Here is a 19653-nt window from a genome sequence, read left to right as displayed (position 1 = left end):
CAATATACATATATCTATGAAAATCAATAAGACCAATGCTGCCCGTCTGTTGGATAAGGCCAAAATTTCCTATGAACTTATCCCTTACGAGGTAGACGAAAATGATTTGAGTGCTGTGCATGTAGCGGCCAGTTTGGGAGAGAATATTGATCAGGTTTTTAAAACTCTTGTGCTTCATGGCGATAAAACGGGATACTTCGTTTGCGTGATTCCCGGAGACAAAGAGGTAAATCTGAAGCTTGCCGCAAAGGTGTCCGGTAATAAGAGTTGTGATATGATTCCTATGAAAGAGCTTCTTTCCGTCACCGGATATATCCGCGGTGCCTGTTCGCCTGTCGGAATGAAAAAACATTTTCCCACCTATATCCATGAAACCTGTCTGGAGTTTCCGTATATTTATGTAAGTGCGGGGCAACGCGGATTACAGATAAAAATTGATCCTAAAGAGCTAATAAACGAGGTTCGGGCGGAAGTTTGTGTATTATATACTGTTTAATTTCAGTAAAAAGTATATATTTGCAGAAAATATCTATTTAATAATCTAATATTCTAATTTTATGTTTGAAGGACAACCTAAGGGTTTGTATGCTCTGGCACTTGCCAACACAGGCGAGCGATTCGGTTACTATACCATGCTTGCGATTTTTACTTTGTTTCTACAAGCAAAGTTTGGTTACACTGCTGCTGAAACTTCTACCATTTTTGGATGCTTTTTGGCTGCTGTTTATTTTATTCCGTTCTTTGGTGGTATTCTTGCCGATAAGTTTGGTTATGGCAAAATGGTGACAATGGGTATTGTAGTCATGTTTATCGGCTACGCACTGCTTGCCATCCCGACTTCCAACGATTCCGGCAAAGTAATGATGTTTGGTGCGCTGGCTCTGATTGCTTGCGGTACCGGACTTTTTAAAGGTAATTTGCAGGTAATGGTGGGTAATTTGTATGATGCCCCCGAATATAGCTCCAAACGTGACACGGCGTTCAGTATATTCTATATGGCTATCAATATCGGTGCGATGTACGCTCCGACAGCTGCTACAAAGGTAACCAACTATATGTTGGGCAAGGCAGGGCTTTCGTATGTTCCTCAGATTCCTTCATTGGCACATCAATATCTTGACGGTACAATCACTCCTGCTAACCAGGCTACTTTGGAATCATTGCAGGCTGCACAGAACTTTACCGGCGACATTGCCACATTCTGTACTACTTATATCGATAAGCTTTCTGAAGCATATAACTATGGATTTGGTGTGGCATGTGTATCATTGATTATTTCGATGTTGATTTACGTCGCTTTCCGCTCTACATTTAAACATGCCGACTACAACTCTAAACAAGCTAAACCGGCTAACGTAGTTGAGGAGAAGTTGACCCCGGAACAAACCAAACAGCGCATCGTGGCTTTGTTGCTTGTATTTGCCGTAGTTATTTTCTTCTGGATGGCTTTCCACCAGAACGGACTGACACTGACATTCTTTGCACGTGATTATACCGCACAAGAGGTGACCGGACTCGACCGTTTGGGCTTCAATATCGTGAACCTCACCTTCTTGTTGATTGTTATTTACGGACTTTTTTCACTGTTCCAGGGAAAGACCGGTAAATCAAAAATGATTGCCGGTATAGTAGTTGCTGCCGCACTTCTCTGTCTGGGATGGAGCTATAGCTCTATGGATCCTACTGTTAATATTCTGCCTCAGATCTTCCAGCAATTCAATCCGTTCTTCGTGATTGCCTTGACTCCGGTTTCACTGGCGGTGTTTGGATATCTTGCCAGAAAAGGGAAAGAACCTTCTGCTCCGCGTAAAATCGGTATCGGTATGATGATTGCCGTATGCGGTTTCTTGATAATGGCCATTGGGTCTATCGGGTTGCCTACTCCGGATGCTCTGGCAGCCAGTGGCATCGAGAAAGACGCACTGGTTTCTCCAAACTGGTTGATCTCTACTTATCTGGTGCTTACTTTCGCCGAGTTGTTCCTCTCTCCGATGGGTATTTCGTTTGTTTCGAAAGTAGCTCCTCCTAAATACAAAGGTATGATGATGGGTGGATGGTTTGCCGCAACTGCCATTGGTAACTACCTCGTTGCCATCATTGGTTATCTGTGGGGTGGCATGCAGTTGTGGATGGTATGGAGTGTACTTATCGTATGCTGTCTGCTGGCCGCTCTGTTCATCTTCTCTATCATGAAGAAACTTGAAAAAGTAGCATAACCTTTGGGTTGTATCTATACACCAAACGCCCCGTTACATTATTTGTTATTACGATAACAATATATGTAACGGGGCGTTTCTTATATTGGCATTTTCTTTACATGCGCATCAGAGTTCCAATCCCATGATATAGTCATTCATATAATATCCGTTTCCGATGTGAAAATCACCTTCACGTAGTTTTTTCATCCCTTTATGTTCATAAAAGTGCAATGCCTTGTTATTCCGGTTGACATTTAATTCCATCAGACAGGGAGACGGATGAATCTCTTTGATGTATTGTACTGCATGGTCAAATAGTTTGCTTCCCAGGTGTGCTCCCTGAAAAGAGGGAAGGACATATATTTTCTGGAGATGAAACACATCATCTCCTTGAGGCTGTACTGATACATAGCCGCAAGGTTCATCTTCCTGGTAAGCGATGAAGTATACGTGTCCTTCTTCTTCCATTTGTTTGCGGATATTCAGGGGCGCGTACATCCATTCCATCATGTAGTCAAGTTGATCGGGCGAAAGTATTTCTTTGTAGGTAGCCGGAAATACCTGTTTCGCCAGTTTGTTAATCAGTATGCAATCATCTGAAGTGGCTTCTCGGATAGTAAACATGTTTGTTGTATTTTTCGGTTTATGTCGCAAATATAGTGATAATTTGCTTTTATAATAAGGTGGAGGTATCTTAATAAGTTAATTAGTATGAATTTAAGGTACTTTGCATTGCATAGTACTAAAGTTATGCATATATTTGTCGCATCAAAAAGGTAAAGCTTATGAATGTAGATAATGTAAAGTCGCAAATGCGAAAAGGCATGCTGGAATATTGCATCATGCTGCTGTTGCATAAAGAGCCGGCTTACGCTTCGGATATCATCCAGAAGTTGAAAGAGGCAAAGCTGATTGTGGTGGAGGGCACATTGTATCCATTGTTGACCCGATTGAAAAACGATGATTTACTTAGTTACGAATGGGTGGAATCTACACAGGGACCGCCACGGAAGTATTATAAGCTGACAGAGAAAGGCGAGTTGTTCCTTGGCGAACTGGAACTTTCGTGGAGGGAGCTGAACGAAACTGTGAATCATATTGCTAATAGAGAATCCATTTAAAAAGAAATAAAGATGAAAAAAACATTAACCGTAAATTTAGGTGGAACCGTTTTTCATATCGACGAGGATGCCTACCGGTTGCTCGATAATTATTTGTGCAACCTAAAACTTCACTTTCGCAAACAAGAAGGAGCAGAGGAGATTGTGAACGATATAGAGAATCGCATCTCCGAACTATTTGCCGAGAAGTTGGCTGCCGGATCGCAAGTGATTACGATTGCCGACGTAGAAGAAGTGATTGCCCGGATGGGAAAACCCGAAGATTTTGGTGAGGAGAGTGAGGAAGACGAACCTCAAAAGACAGCCGGACATACAGGGGCACAATCCGGCACAACCATTCATCGCCGTTTTTACCGTAATCCGGATGATAAAATATTGGGAGGGGTGATTAGCGGGCTGGCTGCATATCTGAACTGGGATGTAACGCTGTTGCGACTGATTATGTTCGTTGTGCTGATCTGTGGATATGGAGTGTTGATTCCTATATACATCATCTGTTGGCTGATTATTCCCGAGGCCCGTACGGCAGCCGAGAAGTTGAGTATGCGCGGCGAGGATATCACCATAGAGAATATCGGTAAGACGGTGACTGATGGGTTTGAAAGGGTAGCCAACGGGGTGAACAATTATGTAAATTCAGGTAAGCCCCGCAGTTTTCTGCAGAAGGTGGGCGATGCGTTGGTATCGATAGCGGGTTTCTTTCTGAAAGCCTGTCTGGTGGTGCTCGCCATTATATGCAGTCCGGTGCTTTTTGTGCTTGCCATTGTTTTTGTTGCTCTGGTGATTGCTGCCATTGCAGTAGCCATTGGTGGTGGAGCTGCTCTCTATCATATGCTGCCAGCAGTCGATTGGTCACCGCTGATCTCCACTTCGCCGATGATGACCATTGTAGGAAGTATTGCAGGAGTAGCATTGGTGGGCATACCTTTGGCGGGGATCATTTATGCTATTCTCCGACAGATATTTGATTGGCCGGCTATGGCGTCCGGACTGAAATGGTCTTTATTGATACTGTGGGTGCTGGCAGCCGTAATCTTTGTTATCAACCTGTCTTATTTGGGATGGCCTTATCCTTTCCTTTTGGTCGGATGACCTGTCCATGAATAGATTGACATGTGTAGAAATACCTTCCGTTGTGTGTCCGGAAGGTATTTTTTTTTGTAGATAATATGCGTTTTATTTCAAAATCGGGGATTCGGGTATGAGTATCCGTAAATCATATACAACCGCTCCTTTTTATTCCGGTAATTTTGCAATTAAATATATCGGCTATCGGATTGGTATCGCGGCATAGGATGTAGCCAAAGATGTATGAGTAAAATTATAACGACAATAATATGACTATCGAAAGTTTTAAAGAGTATGTAAAGTCACGTAAGCCTCTCAACACAGAAGAAATCCACTGTTTTATGGATGATATGAGTAACGAGGCAAGGCGTTTTACATTCAGGCTGAATGCTTCTTACCATACGCCGGCCGAAGTACGAAATTTATTATCCGAGCTTTTTGGAAGTCCGGTTCCGCCTACACTTCGCGTATTTCCTCCGTTCTATACTGATTTTGGGAAGAATATAGTGATAGGTGATGATGTATTCATAAATGCCTGTTGCCACTTTCAGGATCACGGTGGCATAACCATTGGCGACAGTTGCCAAATCGGACATAATGTAGTGTTTGCCACTCTTAATCACGGGCTTGCTCCTGAAGACCGCGGAACAACGTATCCTGCTCCGATTGTTTTAGGAAAAAATGTCTGGGTAGGGGCAAATGCCACAATTCTTCCGGGTGTGATGATTGGTGACAATGCCGTTATTGCGGCGGGAGCGGTGGTCACAAAAGATGTGCCGCCGAATGTCATTGTCGGAGGAGTTCCGGCGAAATTCATCAAATCAATAGTCCCTGAATAGAGCTGAAGATGAAGAGTTGCTAAATTCGGAGTATAACTGCCGTATATTTGACAGTACTCCTGTATGGTTTGAGCTTTAGCAAAGGATGGTGGCAGGCAACGATCGACGGCTTGCATTGCAGCAATCGTAAACGTATGAGAAAAGTAATAAAATAACTTATTAAAATATTGAATAATATGAGAACAAAATCTGTTTTACTAACGCTTTTAGCAATCTTATTTATGAATTTACACGCAGCGGTACAAAATCCCATAAAGCAGGGGCACAATGGTAAACGAATTTTAGTTGCCTACTTTTCGGCAACCGGTACTACGGCGGAAGCTGCAAAGAAACTGGCTCAGGTTACGGGTGGTGAACTGTATGCCATCACTCCTGCAAAACCTTATACGAATGCCGATCTTGACTGGCATAACAAACAATCGCGCAGCTCGGTGGAGATGAACGATCTGAAATCACGTCCGGTCCTTAAGAATAAAAAAGAAAACATAGCCGATTATGAAGTGATCTTTATCGGCTATCCCATCTGGTGGAATCTTGCACCTCGGGTTGTGAACACTTTCATTGAAAGTCATGATCTTAAAAATAAGATCATCATACCTTTTGCCACTTCGGGAGGAAGCAGTATTACAGGTAGTGTGACAGCATTGAAAAAAGACTATCACAATTTGAAATGGAAAGAGGGAAGATTACTTAATCGTGCCAATGAAAAATCCATTCGTGAGTGGGTCGATAAGTTAGGGTACTGACTATCTGGAACCAAAAACAATGATAACGTATTTATTTATCGGTAGCATTGGCTTGTAGAGAGCGATGCTGGTCGTACTTGCCATACTGCATACGGATGACGCTTGCGAAGATTACCCCTCACGTTACAATCCTGTTTGACGTGAGGGTGATCTTTTTAAGTTAAAAAAATGTCTTATTCTGCGACTATACACAAATCTTTTGTTATTTTTGTTTGTTACACAACGAAAAAAGTATATAAGTGTATGGGCGAGCATATATGTTTCAGAAGAAATGAAAGACTGGCAACGGTAAACCCGCATTGGCGGGGTAATCCTGTGGTGAGAGGAAAGTTTGTCAATCGCCAGCATCGTTTTCGTCCCGGGATGGGAAGTGTCTTGAAATGGCGCCTTTCTCCCAATCCGCAGCGGAAAGAGAAGAAGAGTGTGAAGTGGAATCCCCGGATGAGTTATCTGCGTTCATTGGAAGGGGTGGTCGGTAATTCGCTGATATGGCTGGGGCATAACTCCTTCTTCCTTCAATTGGCAGGAAAACGTGTCATGTTCGATCCTGTTTTTGGAGATATCCCTTTTGTCAAACGTCAGAGTGATTTTCCGGCAAACCCCGATATTTTTACCGATATAGATTACTTGCTTATCAGTCACGACCATTTCGACCATTTGGATAAGCAAAGTGTAGCCCGGCTGGTGAAGAACAATCCCCGGATGAAACTTTTCTGTGGGTTGGGTACCGGTGAATTGATAAAGAGTTGGTTTCCGGAGCTTGAGGTAACGGAGGCTGGATGGTACCAACAGATAGAAGATGACAGGTTGAAGATTACTTTTCTTCCTGCCCAGCATTGGAGCAAGCGTTCGGTGCGTGACGGAGGACGAAGGCTGTGGGGAGCGTTTATGGTACAGGGTGACGGCATCTCCATCTATTACAGTGGCGATACCGGATATTCCAGGCATTTCCGTGAGATACCCGAACTATTCGGGACACCCGATTATGCTTTGGTGGGTATCGGTGCTTATAAGCCGCGTTGGTTTATGCAGCCCAATCACATTTCACCTTACGATGCACTGACAGCGTCCACCGATATGAAAGCAGCTCTTACCATCCCGATGCATTATGGTACGTTCGACTTGTCGGACGAACCTCTGCATGACCCTCCGCAGGTTTTTGCTGCCGAAGCAAAGAAACGTAGGATAGACGTGTATATTCCGGTACTTGGAGAGATTGTCAAGTTGAAGCGGATGTAAGCTTTCCGAAGGAGTAAACGGACACTCTGTTCTGCTAAAATAAAGGCTCTGTTCCGTCGGAACAGAGCCTTTATTTTAGCAGAACAGAGCCTTTATTTGGAATCTGTTGTGTTTGGTTTCAACCATTCGTCCAGCCATTCGAAGAAAGTGCGTTGCCACAACACACCGTTTTGCGGTTTCAACACCCAGTGGTTCTCGTCCGGATAAATAAGCAGTTCAGCCGGTACGCCACGCATTACGGCAGCGTCGAACGCAGCCATGGCCTGATTGGCAAGGATACGGTAATCCTTCTCACCGTGGATGCAAAGAATCGGGGTATCCCATTTTTCGACGAACAAGTGCGGAGAGTTCGCAAAAGTGCGCTGGGCAACCGGATTCTGCTTTTCCCAGTATGCGCCTCCCATATCCCAATTGGCAAACCATTTCTCTTCTGTCTCCAGGTATTGCATCTCCATGTTGAAGATACCATCGTGGGCAATGAAGGCTTTGAAACGTTTGTCGTGATGTCCTGCCAGCCAGTAGACGGAGAATCCTCCGAAGCTGGCACCCACACAGCCCAGGTGGTCTTTGTCAACGAAAGGTTCTTTTGCCATTTCGTCGATTGCCGTGAAATAATCCTTCATGCATTGGCCACCGTAATCTCCGCTGATAGCTTCGTTCCATTCCACTCCGAAACCGGGAAGTCCGCGGCGGTTCGGTGCTACAACGATATAGTCGTTGGCAGCCATAATCTGCATGTTCCAGCGATAACTCCAGAATTGGCTTACCGGGCTCTGCGGACCGCCTTCGCAGAAGAGCAGTGTCGGATATTTCTTATTCGGATCGAACTGGGGCGGATAGATGACCCATGTCAGCATTTCTTTACCATCTGTCGTTTTCATCCAGCGTCCTTCAACTTTGCCCATCTCTATCTGATCGTAGATCTGCTTGTTCTCTTGAGTCAGTTGTGTCGTCTGCCCATCCAGGGAAACGGCATAAATTTCATCTCCCATGCTCATAGAGTGACGTTTGGCGATCAGTTTATCACCGAAGAGGGCAACGCCTTCATAGTCGTACATACCCGAAGTGACAGGACGTACAGAATCATTGGTCAGATCGAGTGAGTAGATTTGAGTTTCACCATGCCATACACCGGTGAAATAGATCGTCTTGGCATCCTGGCTCCATACGAATGCATCTACATTCGAATCGAACGCTTTGCTGGCAAAACGTTTTTCTCCGGTTTCCAGATTCATGATGAAGAGACGGTTCTGGTCTGCTTCGTAACCATCACGCTCCATACTTTGCCAAGCGATGCTCTTTCCATCCGGAGAATATTGCGGATTAGTATCATAACCCATCATACCTTCGGTGATATTTATTGTTTTCTTGGTATTGAGGTCGTATACATAGATATCCGAGTTGGTAGAAATGGCATAAGCCAGTCCCGTTTTCTTTCGACAGGTATAAGCCACTTTATCCGAGGTCGTGTTCCATGCCAGTTGTTCGATACCTCCCCATGGTTTCATCGGACTTTCGTAAGGCTCACCTTCCAGCACGTCTACGATGTTGGTTACCGACTTGCCATCGAAATCGGCGATAAAGGGGTGGGGGGCAGTTGTCACCCATTCATCCCAATGTTTGTACATCAGGTCGGTGATGATGATGCCGGTTGCTTTGTCCAGGTCAGGATATTTGTCAGCCGTGCTTTTAACAGTCTTTACTTGGGCGATGAACAGTATCTTCTTGCCGTCCGGCGAGATGGAATATCCTTCGATATCCCCGTCATAATTGGAAATCTGTTTGCGTCCGCTACCGTCGGGGTTCATTTCGTACAGTTGGCTGCTGCCGTTGTCGTTGCTCAGGAAAAGCAGTTTGCTTCCGTCCGTTGCCCAAGTCACTTCATTTTCCTGAAAAGGAGTGTGAGTGATTTGCCGGTTGTCGGTTCCGTCTGCGTTCATCACAAAAACTTCCCGGTTGCTTTTGTTTTCGGGTACACTGTAGTAAGCCACTGTATAGGCTATCTGCTTTCCATCGGGCGATACGGAGAGTCCGCCGATACGTCCCATTGCCCAGAGTGCTTCGGGAGTCATCCGCTTCCCCTCGATTTTGATATCGGATTTTCCGATCAGCGCCTGGTCCGTTTTGCCTGCATCCTTGGTTCCGCCACAGGATGCTAACATCATTGTTGCCGACATAATAAATAGGTTTACTTGTCTCATAAGTTTTTAATAATTGATTATTTGAGTTGCGAAGATAAGCAAAAATCAGGTCAAATCTGCTTTTTTTGCCAGTTTCCTTTCTTTATATAGATGTACGACAGAGTCAGGATACAGATTCCGTATAAATGCTCTGTAGTCCAGCAGAAGGCTACGTCTACTCTCAGATAGAGGATGACATACGTGATATAAGCCAGATAGACAGCCAGCACGCAGAGTTCCAATCCCAGTGCCGTACGTGTATTGCCCGTTCCGGATACCGCCTGGAAATAAACATTGGCCGGGACCAATATCAGATAGGCGGAACATAATACCCATAACGAGGGGATGGAAGCCTCTTTCAGATCCGGTATATCTGTATAGATACTTAATACCAGATTGGGGAAGAGGGCGAAGAACAGTATCAGAGGTAATACAAAAACATAGCCGATGCGTACATGCTGCCGGATAGTTCCGGGTACGCTTTTAATCTCTCCTGCGCCTATCAGGTTGCTCACCAGTGAACCGCATGTGGTGGCAAATGCCATCGCAACCATAAATGGAATACCCGATACGTTGCGGATAATGTTCGTAATGGCCAGTGCGCGTTCGCCCAGATGTTCCACAAAAAGGAAGAACATGAACCAGGTGGATAGTGAGAAGAAATTTTGGATCATAGTCCAAAAAGATACGTTTAATATTCGTTTTAATGTTTCCGGTTGGAAACTGGGAAGCTGGTTCAGTGCATACTTCTTACAGTCTATCCGCTTCCAGGTATAGACGATGAAGAAGATGACCGATACCATTTCGGCCAGTGACGACCCGATAGCAGCTCCGGCAATACCTAATGCGGGGAAGCCGAACTTACCGAATATCAGGATATAGTTGAATACTATGTTGGACAATACCATTACGATTGAATTCAATGTCAAGGTCTTGGTCTGTGTGGTACCTACAAAAAATGCCCGGAACATCACGCCGACAAAAGAGAAAAAGAAACCAAAAACTCTCCAGTTGATATAGCTGATGGACGCGTCATAAATGTGCTGCGAACTGATAACCAGTTTCAGCAAATGAGGAGAGAAGCATAAAGAAAGGGTAAATGCTACTATTGCCAATGCCAGCAAAAAATAGACCCCCTGATAGAATATCGGTCCGATGGTGCGGTATTGTTGCTCGCCGTTTCGCCGGGCTATCAGGATTTGTGCTCCGATGCTGAATCCGAACGCCATCATGAAAATGGCCAGATAATATACGCCTGCGATGGCCGAGGCTCCCAGTTCGATTTCGCCTACCCGTCCCAGGAAGGCAGTGTCTGTCATACCTATTAATTGTTCCATGATCAGGCTGATCAGGATAGGGTAGGCTATGAGCCATATCTCTTTGTATGTGTATTTGGTAGTCATGTTTTTATATATTCTATAAAGGGGAAAAAAAGCCGGACAAACATATACTGCTTGCCCGGCTCTTCGGTCTTTAAGCTAATTTTTATTTCTTATCGCTTATTCTGCTTATTAGCCCGTTCTTTTGCCATCTGTTCCTGCTGTTTCTGCATGGCTTCCAAACGTGCGGCAAATCCGGTCTTCTTCATTTGCTTCGGATCTTTTTTCTTTGCTTCCAGATCGGCGAGCAACTTGTCTTCGTCAGTTGTCCGGCGCAGTATGATCATGGTTACCACACTGATCAAAGTCGAAATGAAGTAGTAATAGTTCAATCCCGAAGGATAGTCGTTCAAAACGAAGAGGAACATAATCGGCATCAGATACATCATCCACTTCATTGCTGCCATTTGCGGCTGGGCACCTGTATCCTGCTGCTGCATCGTGTACTTCGTGTTCAGGATATTGGTAATGGTCATCAGCAGGCAGAACAAGCTGAGGTGATTACCCAAGAACGGAATATGGAACGGGAAAGTGATGAATGCGTCGTAGGTCGATAAGTCGTCCGCCCAAAGGAAACTCTGCTGGCGGAGTTCGATAGCGCTCGGCACAAACATGAACAATGCCATCAGAATAGGGAATTGAACAAGCATCGGCAAACAGCCGCCCATCGGGCTTACACCGTATTGACTGTATAGTCCCATTACCTCTTGCTGTTTCTTCATCGCATCTTCCTGCTTGGGATATTTCTTATTGATCTCGTCTATTTTCGGTTTCAGTACACGCATCTTGGCCGATGACATATAAGTTTTCCAGGTTGCCGGAAAAACCACAACTTTCACCATAATTGTCAATAGCAACAGTACGACACCCATGCCTAATCCCCAACCTGACAACCAGTCGAACACGTTGATGGTGATCCATTTGTTGATCCATCGAATCAACGGCCAACCCAGATATACCAGGTTGTTAAGTTCCCATTTCTCTTCACGTCCCTTGTCCAATGCGGTCAGTGTTTTATAGTGGTTCGGGCCGAAGTAGAAATACATGTCGGTCGGTTGCTTACCGGTAGGATCGAAGAACGTACTCATTTCAGCCGAGTAGTCTTTGATGTAGCCACTTCCCTGTTTCTCCATTTTCGATCTGACCGTAGTCTTTTCGAAATCCTGTTCTGCAATGAATACAGAAGAGAAGAACTGGTTTTTGAAAGCAATCCAGTCCAGACGCTCCGGTACTGACTTTTCATCGTCTTTACTTGCCGAAAGGTTGTCCACATCATCACCTGTATATTTGTAGGTGAGGTCTGCCAAACGGTTCTCGTAAGTATATCCTTTCTCGATCTGGCGGGCACGTTGTGACCACGAGATGTCCACATAGTTTGTAGTAGCAGCCAATTTGCCTTCCATACCTGTTGCTTTAATCACAAAGCTCATCAGATAATTATCCGGTTTCAGTGTATAAATAAAGTCGATATAGCTGGCACTGTCGGCGGCCAGACGCATCGTAACACTGCTGTCTGTTTTATTGACTGCTTCGAAATAGAAGTCTTTTGTCTGGAGGGCACCCTTCTTATTGTAGAAGTTGAAGTTCATGGAAGCATCGCTACCGTTGAACAACACAACCGGTTTCTTATCTTGTCCCATGTAGTTTTTCAACAGGGCAGAGTAAACGCGGCCGCCTTTGTTATCCAGAGTGATTTCTACCAAATTGTTCTGGATAGTAGTAAACGCCTCTTTACCTTGGGTGGCATTGAAGAAGAGAGATGCCGAATCGGCGGCTGTTTCCTCTTTTTCGTTAGCCAGTGCAGCTTCGGTTTTGGCTTTCAGTGCTTCTTCTTGCTGCTGTACCACGGCTATAGAGTCATAATACCGCTTCTGGGCGGCTATTTGCTCCTCGCTGGGACGGCTCAGAAAACTGAATCCTACCAGTAATATACCTATTAAAACGAGGCCTGTGATGGTGTTTTTATCCATTCTCTTGTTTTAGTGATTAATGATTAATAATCTATACGATAGTGATTTTACTTATCGATTGCAGCCTTAATGAACGATACGAACAACGGATGCGGGTGTAGCACCGTACTGCTGTATTCCGGATGGAACTGCGTTCCGATGTACCATTTCAATGTAGGGATCTCTACAATCTCTACCAGGTCCGATTCCGGATTGATACCTACACATTTCATGCCGGCCTCTTCGAATTGCTTGCGATAGTCGTTGTTGAATTCGTAACGGTGGCGATGACGCTCCTGAATATGTTCTTGTTTATAAGCTTCGTATACTTTAGAGTCTTTTTTCAAGACGCATTCGTAAGCACCCAGACGCATTGTACCTCCCATATTGGTGATGGCCTTCTGCTCTTCCATGATGTCGATAACGTTATGTTTGGTCTTTTCGTCCATTTCAATAGAATTGGCATCGGCATAACCCAGTACGTTGCGGGCAAATTCGATGGCCATGCATTGCATACCCAGGCAGATACCAAAAGTCGGAATGTTATGTTCGCGGGTGTACTTGGCAGCTACGAACTTACCTTCGATACCACGTGAACCGAATCCCGGACAGATAACTACTCCGTCTACATGTCCCAGCTGTTCGTCCACATTGTCCGGAGTGAGGTGTTCGGATGATACATATTCTATTTTAACTTTACGGTCATTATAAGTGGCAGCCTGTGACAGTGATTCCAGGATAGACTTATACGCATCCTGCAGTTCAACGTATTTACCTACCATTGCAATAGTCACCGTTTCGGTAGCATTAGCACGACGGTTCAGGAAGTCTTTCCAAGGTCCCAACGGCGGACGTTCGCCCACAGGTAAGCCCATCTTCTGAAGTATGGTTTCGTCCAAGCCTTGTTCCTGCATCAACAGGGGTACTTCATATATAGTTGAAGCATCGATTGACTGAACGACCGCATTCTCGGCAACATTACAGAACAATGCCACTTTCTTACGCAGGTTGGCGTTCAGGTCATGTTCGGTACGAAGCACCAGAATATCCGGTTGCACTCCGAGTGACTGCAATTCTTTTACAGAGTGTTGGGTCGGTTTGGTTTTCAGTTCTTGAGCGGCAGACAGGAAAGGTACATAAGTTAAATGCACGCACAACGCATTCTGTCCCAACTCCCATTTCAACTGACGGATACTTTCCAGATAAGGCAAGGACTCGATGTCACCTACCGTGCCTCCGATTTCTGTAATTACAAAGTCGAACTTATACTTGTTGCCCAGCAACTTGACGTTACGCTTGATTTCATCCGTGATGTGGGGAATGACTTGAATGGTTTTTCCCAGATAGTCTCCACGGCGTTCTTTATCAATGACGCTCTTATAGATACGGCCTGTCGTGATATTGTTGGCCTTTGTAGTCTGGATGCCCAGGAAACGTTCGTAGTGTCCTAAGTCAAGGTCGGCTTCATGGCCGTCTACAGTCACGTAGCATTCTCCGTGTTCATAAGGGTTCAATGTTCCCGGGTCAATGTTGATGTACGGGTCAAACTTTTGGATAGTTACTTTATAACCTCTTGCTTGCAGCAATTTACCGATGGAAGATGAAATGATACCTTTTCCTAAAGAAGAGGCAACACCACCGGTTACGAAAATATACTTTGTTTCTCCCACAGCTATAACTGTTTTAATAATTTGTTTCTAAATCGTTTGATTTGAATCTTAAAAACCGCAAAATTACAAAAAAATGGGGAAGAACGGATGCTTTCTACAAAACAAATTTATTAAAAAATGCAATTCCGGGTTCCGAAATGTTTGGACGACAAAAAGTTGTATGCCTCTAACGGATGAATGGGGCTTTATCCGTCTGGTAGCATAAGTAGCATAAACCTGTCTACAGGATAAATCCGTGTAGCTCATGCATGCCATACAAATTCCGGTAAAACAGATCGGTTGTTTCATCGATCCGTTTGATCGGTTATTCCTATTAAAAATGAGCGAATTTTATGTAATCTAAACTATTTAATGTAAATTTGCCCTCAAATTTGTTATAAAAATGAAGACTAGTCACATCTCAACATTAGCATTTGCAATCCTGTTTTCTTCGTCAGTGATGGCGCAGAAGACGATAAAACCGGTTTCCGAGACAGTGCAAAATGAAGTGAAAGCTGATACACTTTCCGAGGTGCTTCAGCAGTACCTTCTCCTGAAACTGAATCTGGATGGTCCGAAGCCCAAGATGGATACAGTGTCCATCTTATATAATAATTATATAGGAGAGTTGGAATACCTCAATGATCCTTCAGTACCTATGCGTTATGTGAAAACAGATCCGGATTACTACCGCCTGTTTGTTCCGCTAACTTATTATTATTCGCCTATTGCGGAATATTCTACTATGCGCTGGAAATTTAAAGAGCCTTTTACTGCACCTTCTCTTAATGAGCAGTTATCACCGTGTGACACTTTGCAGTTTACCAAAATCAAGAGATCGGCCCGGCTGGTAGATGCTGCTTTGATGGATTTATACCTGAACCATCCCAATTTGGTTGTTACTACCGAAGATCATATAATGAGCCGTAAATTGTATCATGGCAATAAAAAGATTGAAATTCCGAAGACGGAAGTGAAAAGCCTGTTCCGTGCAGATAAGGTAGAAGAGAATGTAGGTGAAGCAGAAATGGTAATTTCGAAACCTAACTGGTGGGTGACGGGAGGTAACGGTTCGCTTCAAATTACTCAGAACTATATATCGGACAACTGGTATAAAGGTGGTGAGAGTAACAATGCTGTAATGGCTAATTTACAGTTGTTTGCCAATTACAATGACCGTGAGAAAGTACAGTTTGAGAATCTGTTGGAGGCTAAATTGGGATTCAACTCTTCTCCATCGGATGAATATCATAAGTATTTGGTCAATACTGACCAGTTGCGCTTGTATTCCAAATTAGGTATCCAGGCTGCACATAATTGGTACTATACTATCACCGGTGAGTTTAAGACTCAGTTTGCCAAAGGTTATAAGGCTAACAGTGAAGAACTGGTTGCTGCTTTCCTTGCTCCTGCTGATGTGATTGTCAGTGTCGGTATGGATTATAAGCTGAAAAAGAAAAAATTCAACCTTTCCGTATTTATGTCTCCATTGACCTATAACCTTCGTTATATTGGTAACAAAAATGTGGACGAAACCAAGTTCGGACTGGATAAAGGTAAATGTTCAAAGAATGACTTTGGTGCACAGGTACAACCTACCATTTCATGGACCATTATTCCGTCCATTGTAGTCGATTCCCGTCTGAACTATCTGACTAACTATAAATGGGTACGCATCGAGTGGGAAAATACTTTCAATTTTGTATTGAACCGTTATCTTTCTACTAAGCTTTTTGTGCATGCACGCTTTGATGACAGTGCAAAGCCGACCACCGGTAGCAGTTATTTCCAGTTGAAAGAGTTGCTCAGTTTTGGTCTGAACTATAAATGGTAAAGGAATAGTTGACACAAAGATAAATATGGGGCCGGCTGGAGTTTTCAGTCGGCTCTGTTGTTTCCGGTAGTGCAAATTTCATCGCTGTAATTAAAATGTTATACTTAAAGAAAGTGCCTTATGATTAAACAAGATTATCTGATACGAATGATTCAGGAAATCATTTCATTAATTGTTAATATGATTTTGAATAAAAAGAAGTTTCGTAAGGATGAATGGACAGAGTACGACTGTCTTACACGACAGATTTTAGGACTTCCTCAGGAGCAGTTGCAGAGTATGAATCCGGATGAACTGATTGACCATTATGAAGGAGATCCTAACCGGATGGGAAAGATAGAACTGGCTGCCATGACCCTGCTGAAGATTTCGGATGAGATGGAGTCTAATATTTTGCAAAAGTCTAAACTGCGCCAGGATGGGCTCACTTTACTGAAGTATGTTCAGAAAGAAAGCAGCACTTTTTCCATTCAACGGACAGATTTGATTCGGATGATTGAGATAAATGAATGTTTGAAGATGTAAAATAAGGAAATGAACAGAAAGTGATAAAAGAATCGGTTTCTGTTTCTAATTTATTTTAAAATATCGGAGGATGATAACAATTTAGCAGTAAAGCAGGCTTTTTGCCTGCTTTTTCTGTTTCTACTCCTGATTAATGGAGTAAAAAAATACTTCAAAAAGAACTCTTATTGCGCTATAAAAAACATTCAAATACTTCGTAGTTCTCAAACTTATGCTTAAATTTGCCGCAATTTGTAATGTGCAGTTTGCAAAATGACTAATATAATAACTCATCAAGGTATTGTGGAAAACATAAGTGGTTCTCAGGTTTCTGTGAGGATCATCCAAACATCGGCCTGCTCAACTTGCAGTGTCAAGGGACATTGCTCTTCGGCAGATAGCAAAGAGAAGGTAATTGAGATTACCGACACTTCATCTGTATGGAAGGTAGGTGACGAGGTGACAATTATTGGTGCTACTTCCATGGGTATGCAGGCTGTATTTCTGGCCTTTGTTATTCCTCTCTTTCTTTTAATTCTCGGCCTTTTCGTTTTCAAGACAGTTCTTCATAGTGAACTATATGGAGCGCTTGCTGCTTTAGCGGTGCTTGTTCCTTATTATTATATAATATGGCTGAACAGAACTCGGTTGAAACAAAAATTTTCTTTTACTATAAAACCAATAAATAACTAAAAATTATGAATTTGATTCTGATTGCAGTGATTTCTTTGGGAGCTATTGCGCTTGTACTGGCTGCGATATTGTATGTTGCTTCCAAGAAATTTGCCGTGTACGAAGACCCACGAATTGCCCAGGTATCCGAAGTGTTGCCTCAGGCTAACTGCGGTGGATGTGGTTATCCGGGTTGCAGCGGATTTGCTGATGCTTGCGTCAAAGCCGGTTCGCTGGAAGGTAAGTTTTGTCCGGTAGGCGGACAACCTGTGATGTCGCAGGTTGCTTCGATCCTCGGGCTGGACGCCGGAACTGCAGAACCGATGGTGGCAGTGGTTAGATGTAACGGAACCTGCACGAACCGTCCGCGTACAAATATGTATGACGGTGCAAAGAGTTGTGCTATTGCCGCTTCGCTTTATGGTGGAGAAACCGGCTGTAGCTATGGGTGTCTGGGATGTGGCGATTGTGTGGCTGCTTGCCAGTTTGATGCTATTCACATGAATCCCAAAACAGGACTTCCTGAAGTGGATGAAGAAAAGTGTACAGCCTGTGGCGCTTGCGTCAAAGCTTGTCCGAAAGCGATAATCGAACTTCGTGCTAAGGGCAAAAAATCCCGCCGCGTATATGTATCTTGTGTCAATAAAGACAAGGGGGCTGTTGCGCGTAAAGCTTGTACGGTAAGTTGCATCGGTTGTGGTAAGTGTGTCAAGACTTGTCCGTTTGAAGCAATCACACTTGAGAACAATCTTGCTTACATTGACTACAACAAATGTAAGTCTTGTCGTAAGTGTGTTGAAGTTTGTCCCCAGAACACTATCATCGAGTTGAATTTCCCTCCGCGCAAACCCAAAGAGGAAGCACCTGTTGCCGAAGCTGCTAAAACAGCTGAAGCTTAAGAAAACGAGTAATAAACAGATAAAATACAGAATTGTATGTTGAAGACATTTTCAATTGGTGGTGTTCATCCACACGAAAATAAACTGTCAGCACATCAACCCATTATTACGGCGGAAGTTCCGGCAAAAGCTGTAATACTTTTGGGGCAGCATATCGGTGCACCTGCTAAGCCTATTGTGGCAAAAGGTGATGTGGTGAAGGTGGGCACTAAAATAGCCGAAGCCAATGGCTTTGTTTCGGCTGCCATTCACTCTTCTGTCAGTGGCAAAGTCGCTAAGGTTGATTCGATCGTCGATGCGAGTGGTTATGCCAAACCTGCTATTTTTATAGATGTAGACGGGGACGAATGGGAAGAATCTATCGATCGCAGCCCTGAACTGGTGAAAGAGTGCGAATTGACTTCGGAAGAGATTGTGAAGAAGATAGCCGATGCCGGTATTGTTGGTTTGGGAGGAGCTTGTTTTCCCACTCAGGTTAAACTCTGTCCGCCTCCTTCATTTAAAGCAGAATGTGTTATTATAAACGCTGTAGAGTGTGAGCCTTATTTAACCGCCGACCATCAGTTGATGTTGGAGCATGCCGAAGAGGTAATGGTAGGAGTTTCCATTCTGATGAAAGCCGTAAAGGTAAATAAGGCATTTATCGGTATTGAAAACAATAAACCCGATGCTATTGAGTTGATGACAAAAGTTGCATCCAGTTATGCCGGTATCGAGGTTGTACCTTTGAAGGTGAAATATCCGCAAGGAGGTGAGAAGCAGCTGATCGATGCTATAACCAAACGTCAGGTTGCGAGTGGTGCACTACCCATCTCTACAGGAGCGGTTGTTCAGAATGTAGGTACAGCATTTGCAGTATACCAGGCTGTGCAGAAAAATAAGCCTTTGTTTGAACGTGTGATTACGGTGACCGGTAAATCGGTTGCTAAACCTTCCAACTTCCTGGCACGTATCGGAACTCCGATGCAACAACTGATTGATGCCTGTGGCGGTTTGCCCGAAGACACCGGAAAGGTAATTGGAGGCGGCCCGATGATGGGTAAAGCATTGGTTAATACCGATGTTCCTACTGCTAAGGGAAGTTCCGGAATTTTGATTATGAACCGGAAAGAGGCTAAACGCGGAGAAATACAAAATTGTATCCGTTGTGCGAAGTGTGTAAGTGCCTGTCCGATGGGACTGGAACCGTATCTGCTTTCCGCTTTGGCCGAGAACACAGAATTTGAAAGAATGGAATCAGAAAGAATCATGGATTGTATCGAGTGCGGTTCTTGCCAATTCACTTGTCCTGCCAATCGTCCGTTACTCGACTATTGTCGTTTGGGTAAAGGGAAAGTTGGTGCCATGATTCGTGCACGTCAAGCTAAAAAATAATA

At 43.9% G+C, this 19653-nt stretch carries 17 protein-coding genes; 12 read left to right on the top strand and 5 right to left on the bottom strand.

The annotated features are described in order from the left end of the window. Nucleotides 1-16: 16 nt before the first annotated feature. On the top strand, nt 17-496 hold the full coding sequence (gene ybaK, locus G7Y45_RS14635; protein WP_005778236.1) for a Cys-tRNA(Pro) deacylase: 480 nt from the start codon (nt 17-19) through the stop codon (nt 494-496). A 61-nt stretch (nt 497-557) separates the two neighbouring features. Further along, on the top strand, nt 558-2216 hold the full coding sequence (locus G7Y45_RS14630; protein WP_005778234.1) for a peptide MFS transporter: 1659 nt from the start codon (nt 558-560) through the stop codon (nt 2214-2216). A gap of 108 nt (nt 2217-2324) precedes the next feature. Here G7Y45_RS14630 and G7Y45_RS14625 read toward each other — a convergent pair whose 3' ends face one another. Next, nucleotides 2325-2822: a GNAT family N-acetyltransferase gene (locus G7Y45_RS14625; RefSeq protein ID WP_032530073.1), complete on the bottom strand. Its 498-nt coding sequence runs from the start codon at nt 2820-2822 to the stop codon at nt 2325-2327. 161 nt (nt 2823-2983) lie between these two features. Between G7Y45_RS14625 and G7Y45_RS14620 the strand changes: the two genes are divergently transcribed. The 5 genes from G7Y45_RS14620 (at nt 2984) to G7Y45_RS14600 (ending at nt 7211) form a co-directional block, all read left to right on the top strand. After that, nucleotides 2984-3319: a PadR family transcriptional regulator gene (locus tag G7Y45_RS14620; RefSeq protein ID WP_005820533.1), complete on the top strand. Its 336-nt coding sequence runs from the start codon at nt 2984-2986 to the stop codon at nt 3317-3319. A 12-nt stretch (nt 3320-3331) separates the two neighbouring features. Then, the gene (locus G7Y45_RS14615; RefSeq protein ID WP_005778228.1) at nt 3332-4411 is read left to right on the top strand and encodes a PspC domain-containing protein; all 1080 of its coding nucleotides are present in this window, start codon (nt 3332-3334) and stop codon (nt 4409-4411) included. Nucleotides 4412-4656: 245 nt separating this feature from the next. Next, nucleotides 4657-5226, top strand: coding sequence for a sugar O-acetyltransferase (locus tag G7Y45_RS14610; protein WP_005806553.1), 570 nt, complete (start codon nt 4657-4659; stop codon nt 5224-5226). A gap of 176 nt (nt 5227-5402) precedes the next feature. After that, nucleotides 5403-5972 carry a flavodoxin gene (locus G7Y45_RS14605; RefSeq protein ID WP_165015198.1) on the top strand — a complete coding sequence of 190 codons (570 nt, stop codon included), beginning with the start codon at nt 5403-5405 and terminating at the stop codon, nt 5970-5972. 243 nt (nt 5973-6215) lie between these two features. Continuing rightward, on the top strand, nt 6216-7211 hold the full coding sequence (locus G7Y45_RS14600) for an MBL fold metallo-hydrolase (protein WP_005778223.1): 996 nt from the start codon (nt 6216-6218) through the stop codon (nt 7209-7211). Nucleotides 7212-7303: 92 nt separating this feature from the next. Here G7Y45_RS14600 and G7Y45_RS14595 read toward each other — a convergent pair whose 3' ends face one another. The 4 genes from G7Y45_RS14595 to G7Y45_RS14580 form a co-directional block, all read right to left on the bottom strand. Continuing rightward, complete coding sequence (locus tag G7Y45_RS14595) at nt 7304-9412, bottom strand: S9 family peptidase (RefSeq protein ID WP_165015195.1); 2109 nt, start codon at nt 9410-9412, stop codon at nt 7304-7306. Between the two features lie 50 nt (nt 9413-9462). After that, nucleotides 9463-10794, bottom strand: a complete 1332-nt coding sequence (locus tag G7Y45_RS14590; protein ID WP_165015192.1) for an MATE family efflux transporter — start codon at nt 10792-10794, stop codon at nt 9463-9465. Between the two features lie 89 nt (nt 10795-10883). Then, complete coding sequence (gene yidC / locus G7Y45_RS14585) at nt 10884-12740, bottom strand: membrane protein insertase YidC (protein ID WP_005778218.1); 1857 nt, start codon at nt 12738-12740, stop codon at nt 10884-10886. Nucleotides 12741-12787: 47 nt separating this feature from the next. Then, the gene (locus tag G7Y45_RS14580; RefSeq protein WP_005806541.1) at nt 12788-14389 is read right to left on the bottom strand and encodes a CTP synthase; all 1602 of its coding nucleotides are present in this window, start codon (nt 14387-14389) and stop codon (nt 12788-12790) included. Between the two features lie 382 nt (nt 14390-14771). Between G7Y45_RS14580 and G7Y45_RS14575 the strand changes: the two genes are divergently transcribed. From G7Y45_RS14575 to rsxC, 5 genes are all read left to right on the top strand, one after another. After that, on the top strand, nt 14772-16202 hold the full coding sequence (locus tag G7Y45_RS14575; RefSeq protein WP_032530673.1) for a DUF3078 domain-containing protein: 1431 nt from the start codon (nt 14772-14774) through the stop codon (nt 16200-16202). A gap of 120 nt (nt 16203-16322) precedes the next feature. Further along, complete coding sequence (locus G7Y45_RS14570) at nt 16323-16727, top strand: hypothetical protein (protein ID WP_005778212.1); 405 nt, start codon at nt 16323-16325, stop codon at nt 16725-16727. 252 nt (nt 16728-16979) lie between these two features. Then, nucleotides 16980-17399, top strand: a complete 420-nt coding sequence (locus G7Y45_RS14565; protein ID WP_005778211.1) for a SoxR reducing system RseC family protein — start codon at nt 16980-16982, stop codon at nt 17397-17399. A gap of 5 nt (nt 17400-17404) precedes the next feature. Beyond that, complete coding sequence (locus tag G7Y45_RS14560) at nt 17405-18277, top strand: Fe-S cluster domain-containing protein (RefSeq protein WP_005806535.1); 873 nt, start codon at nt 17405-17407, stop codon at nt 18275-18277. A 36-nt stretch (nt 18278-18313) separates the two neighbouring features. Further along, on the top strand, nt 18314-19651 hold the full coding sequence (gene rsxC, locus G7Y45_RS14555) for an electron transport complex subunit RsxC (RefSeq protein ID WP_005806533.1): 1338 nt from the start codon (nt 18314-18316) through the stop codon (nt 19649-19651). Nucleotides 19652-19653 lie beyond the last annotated feature (2 nt).

It is taken from the genome of Bacteroides sp. ZJ-18 (assembly GCF_011038705.2).
Lineage (GTDB): Bacteria > Bacteroidota > Bacteroidia > Bacteroidales > Bacteroidaceae > Bacteroides > Bacteroides hominis.
This window is presented reverse-complemented; position numbering and strand designations above follow the sequence as displayed.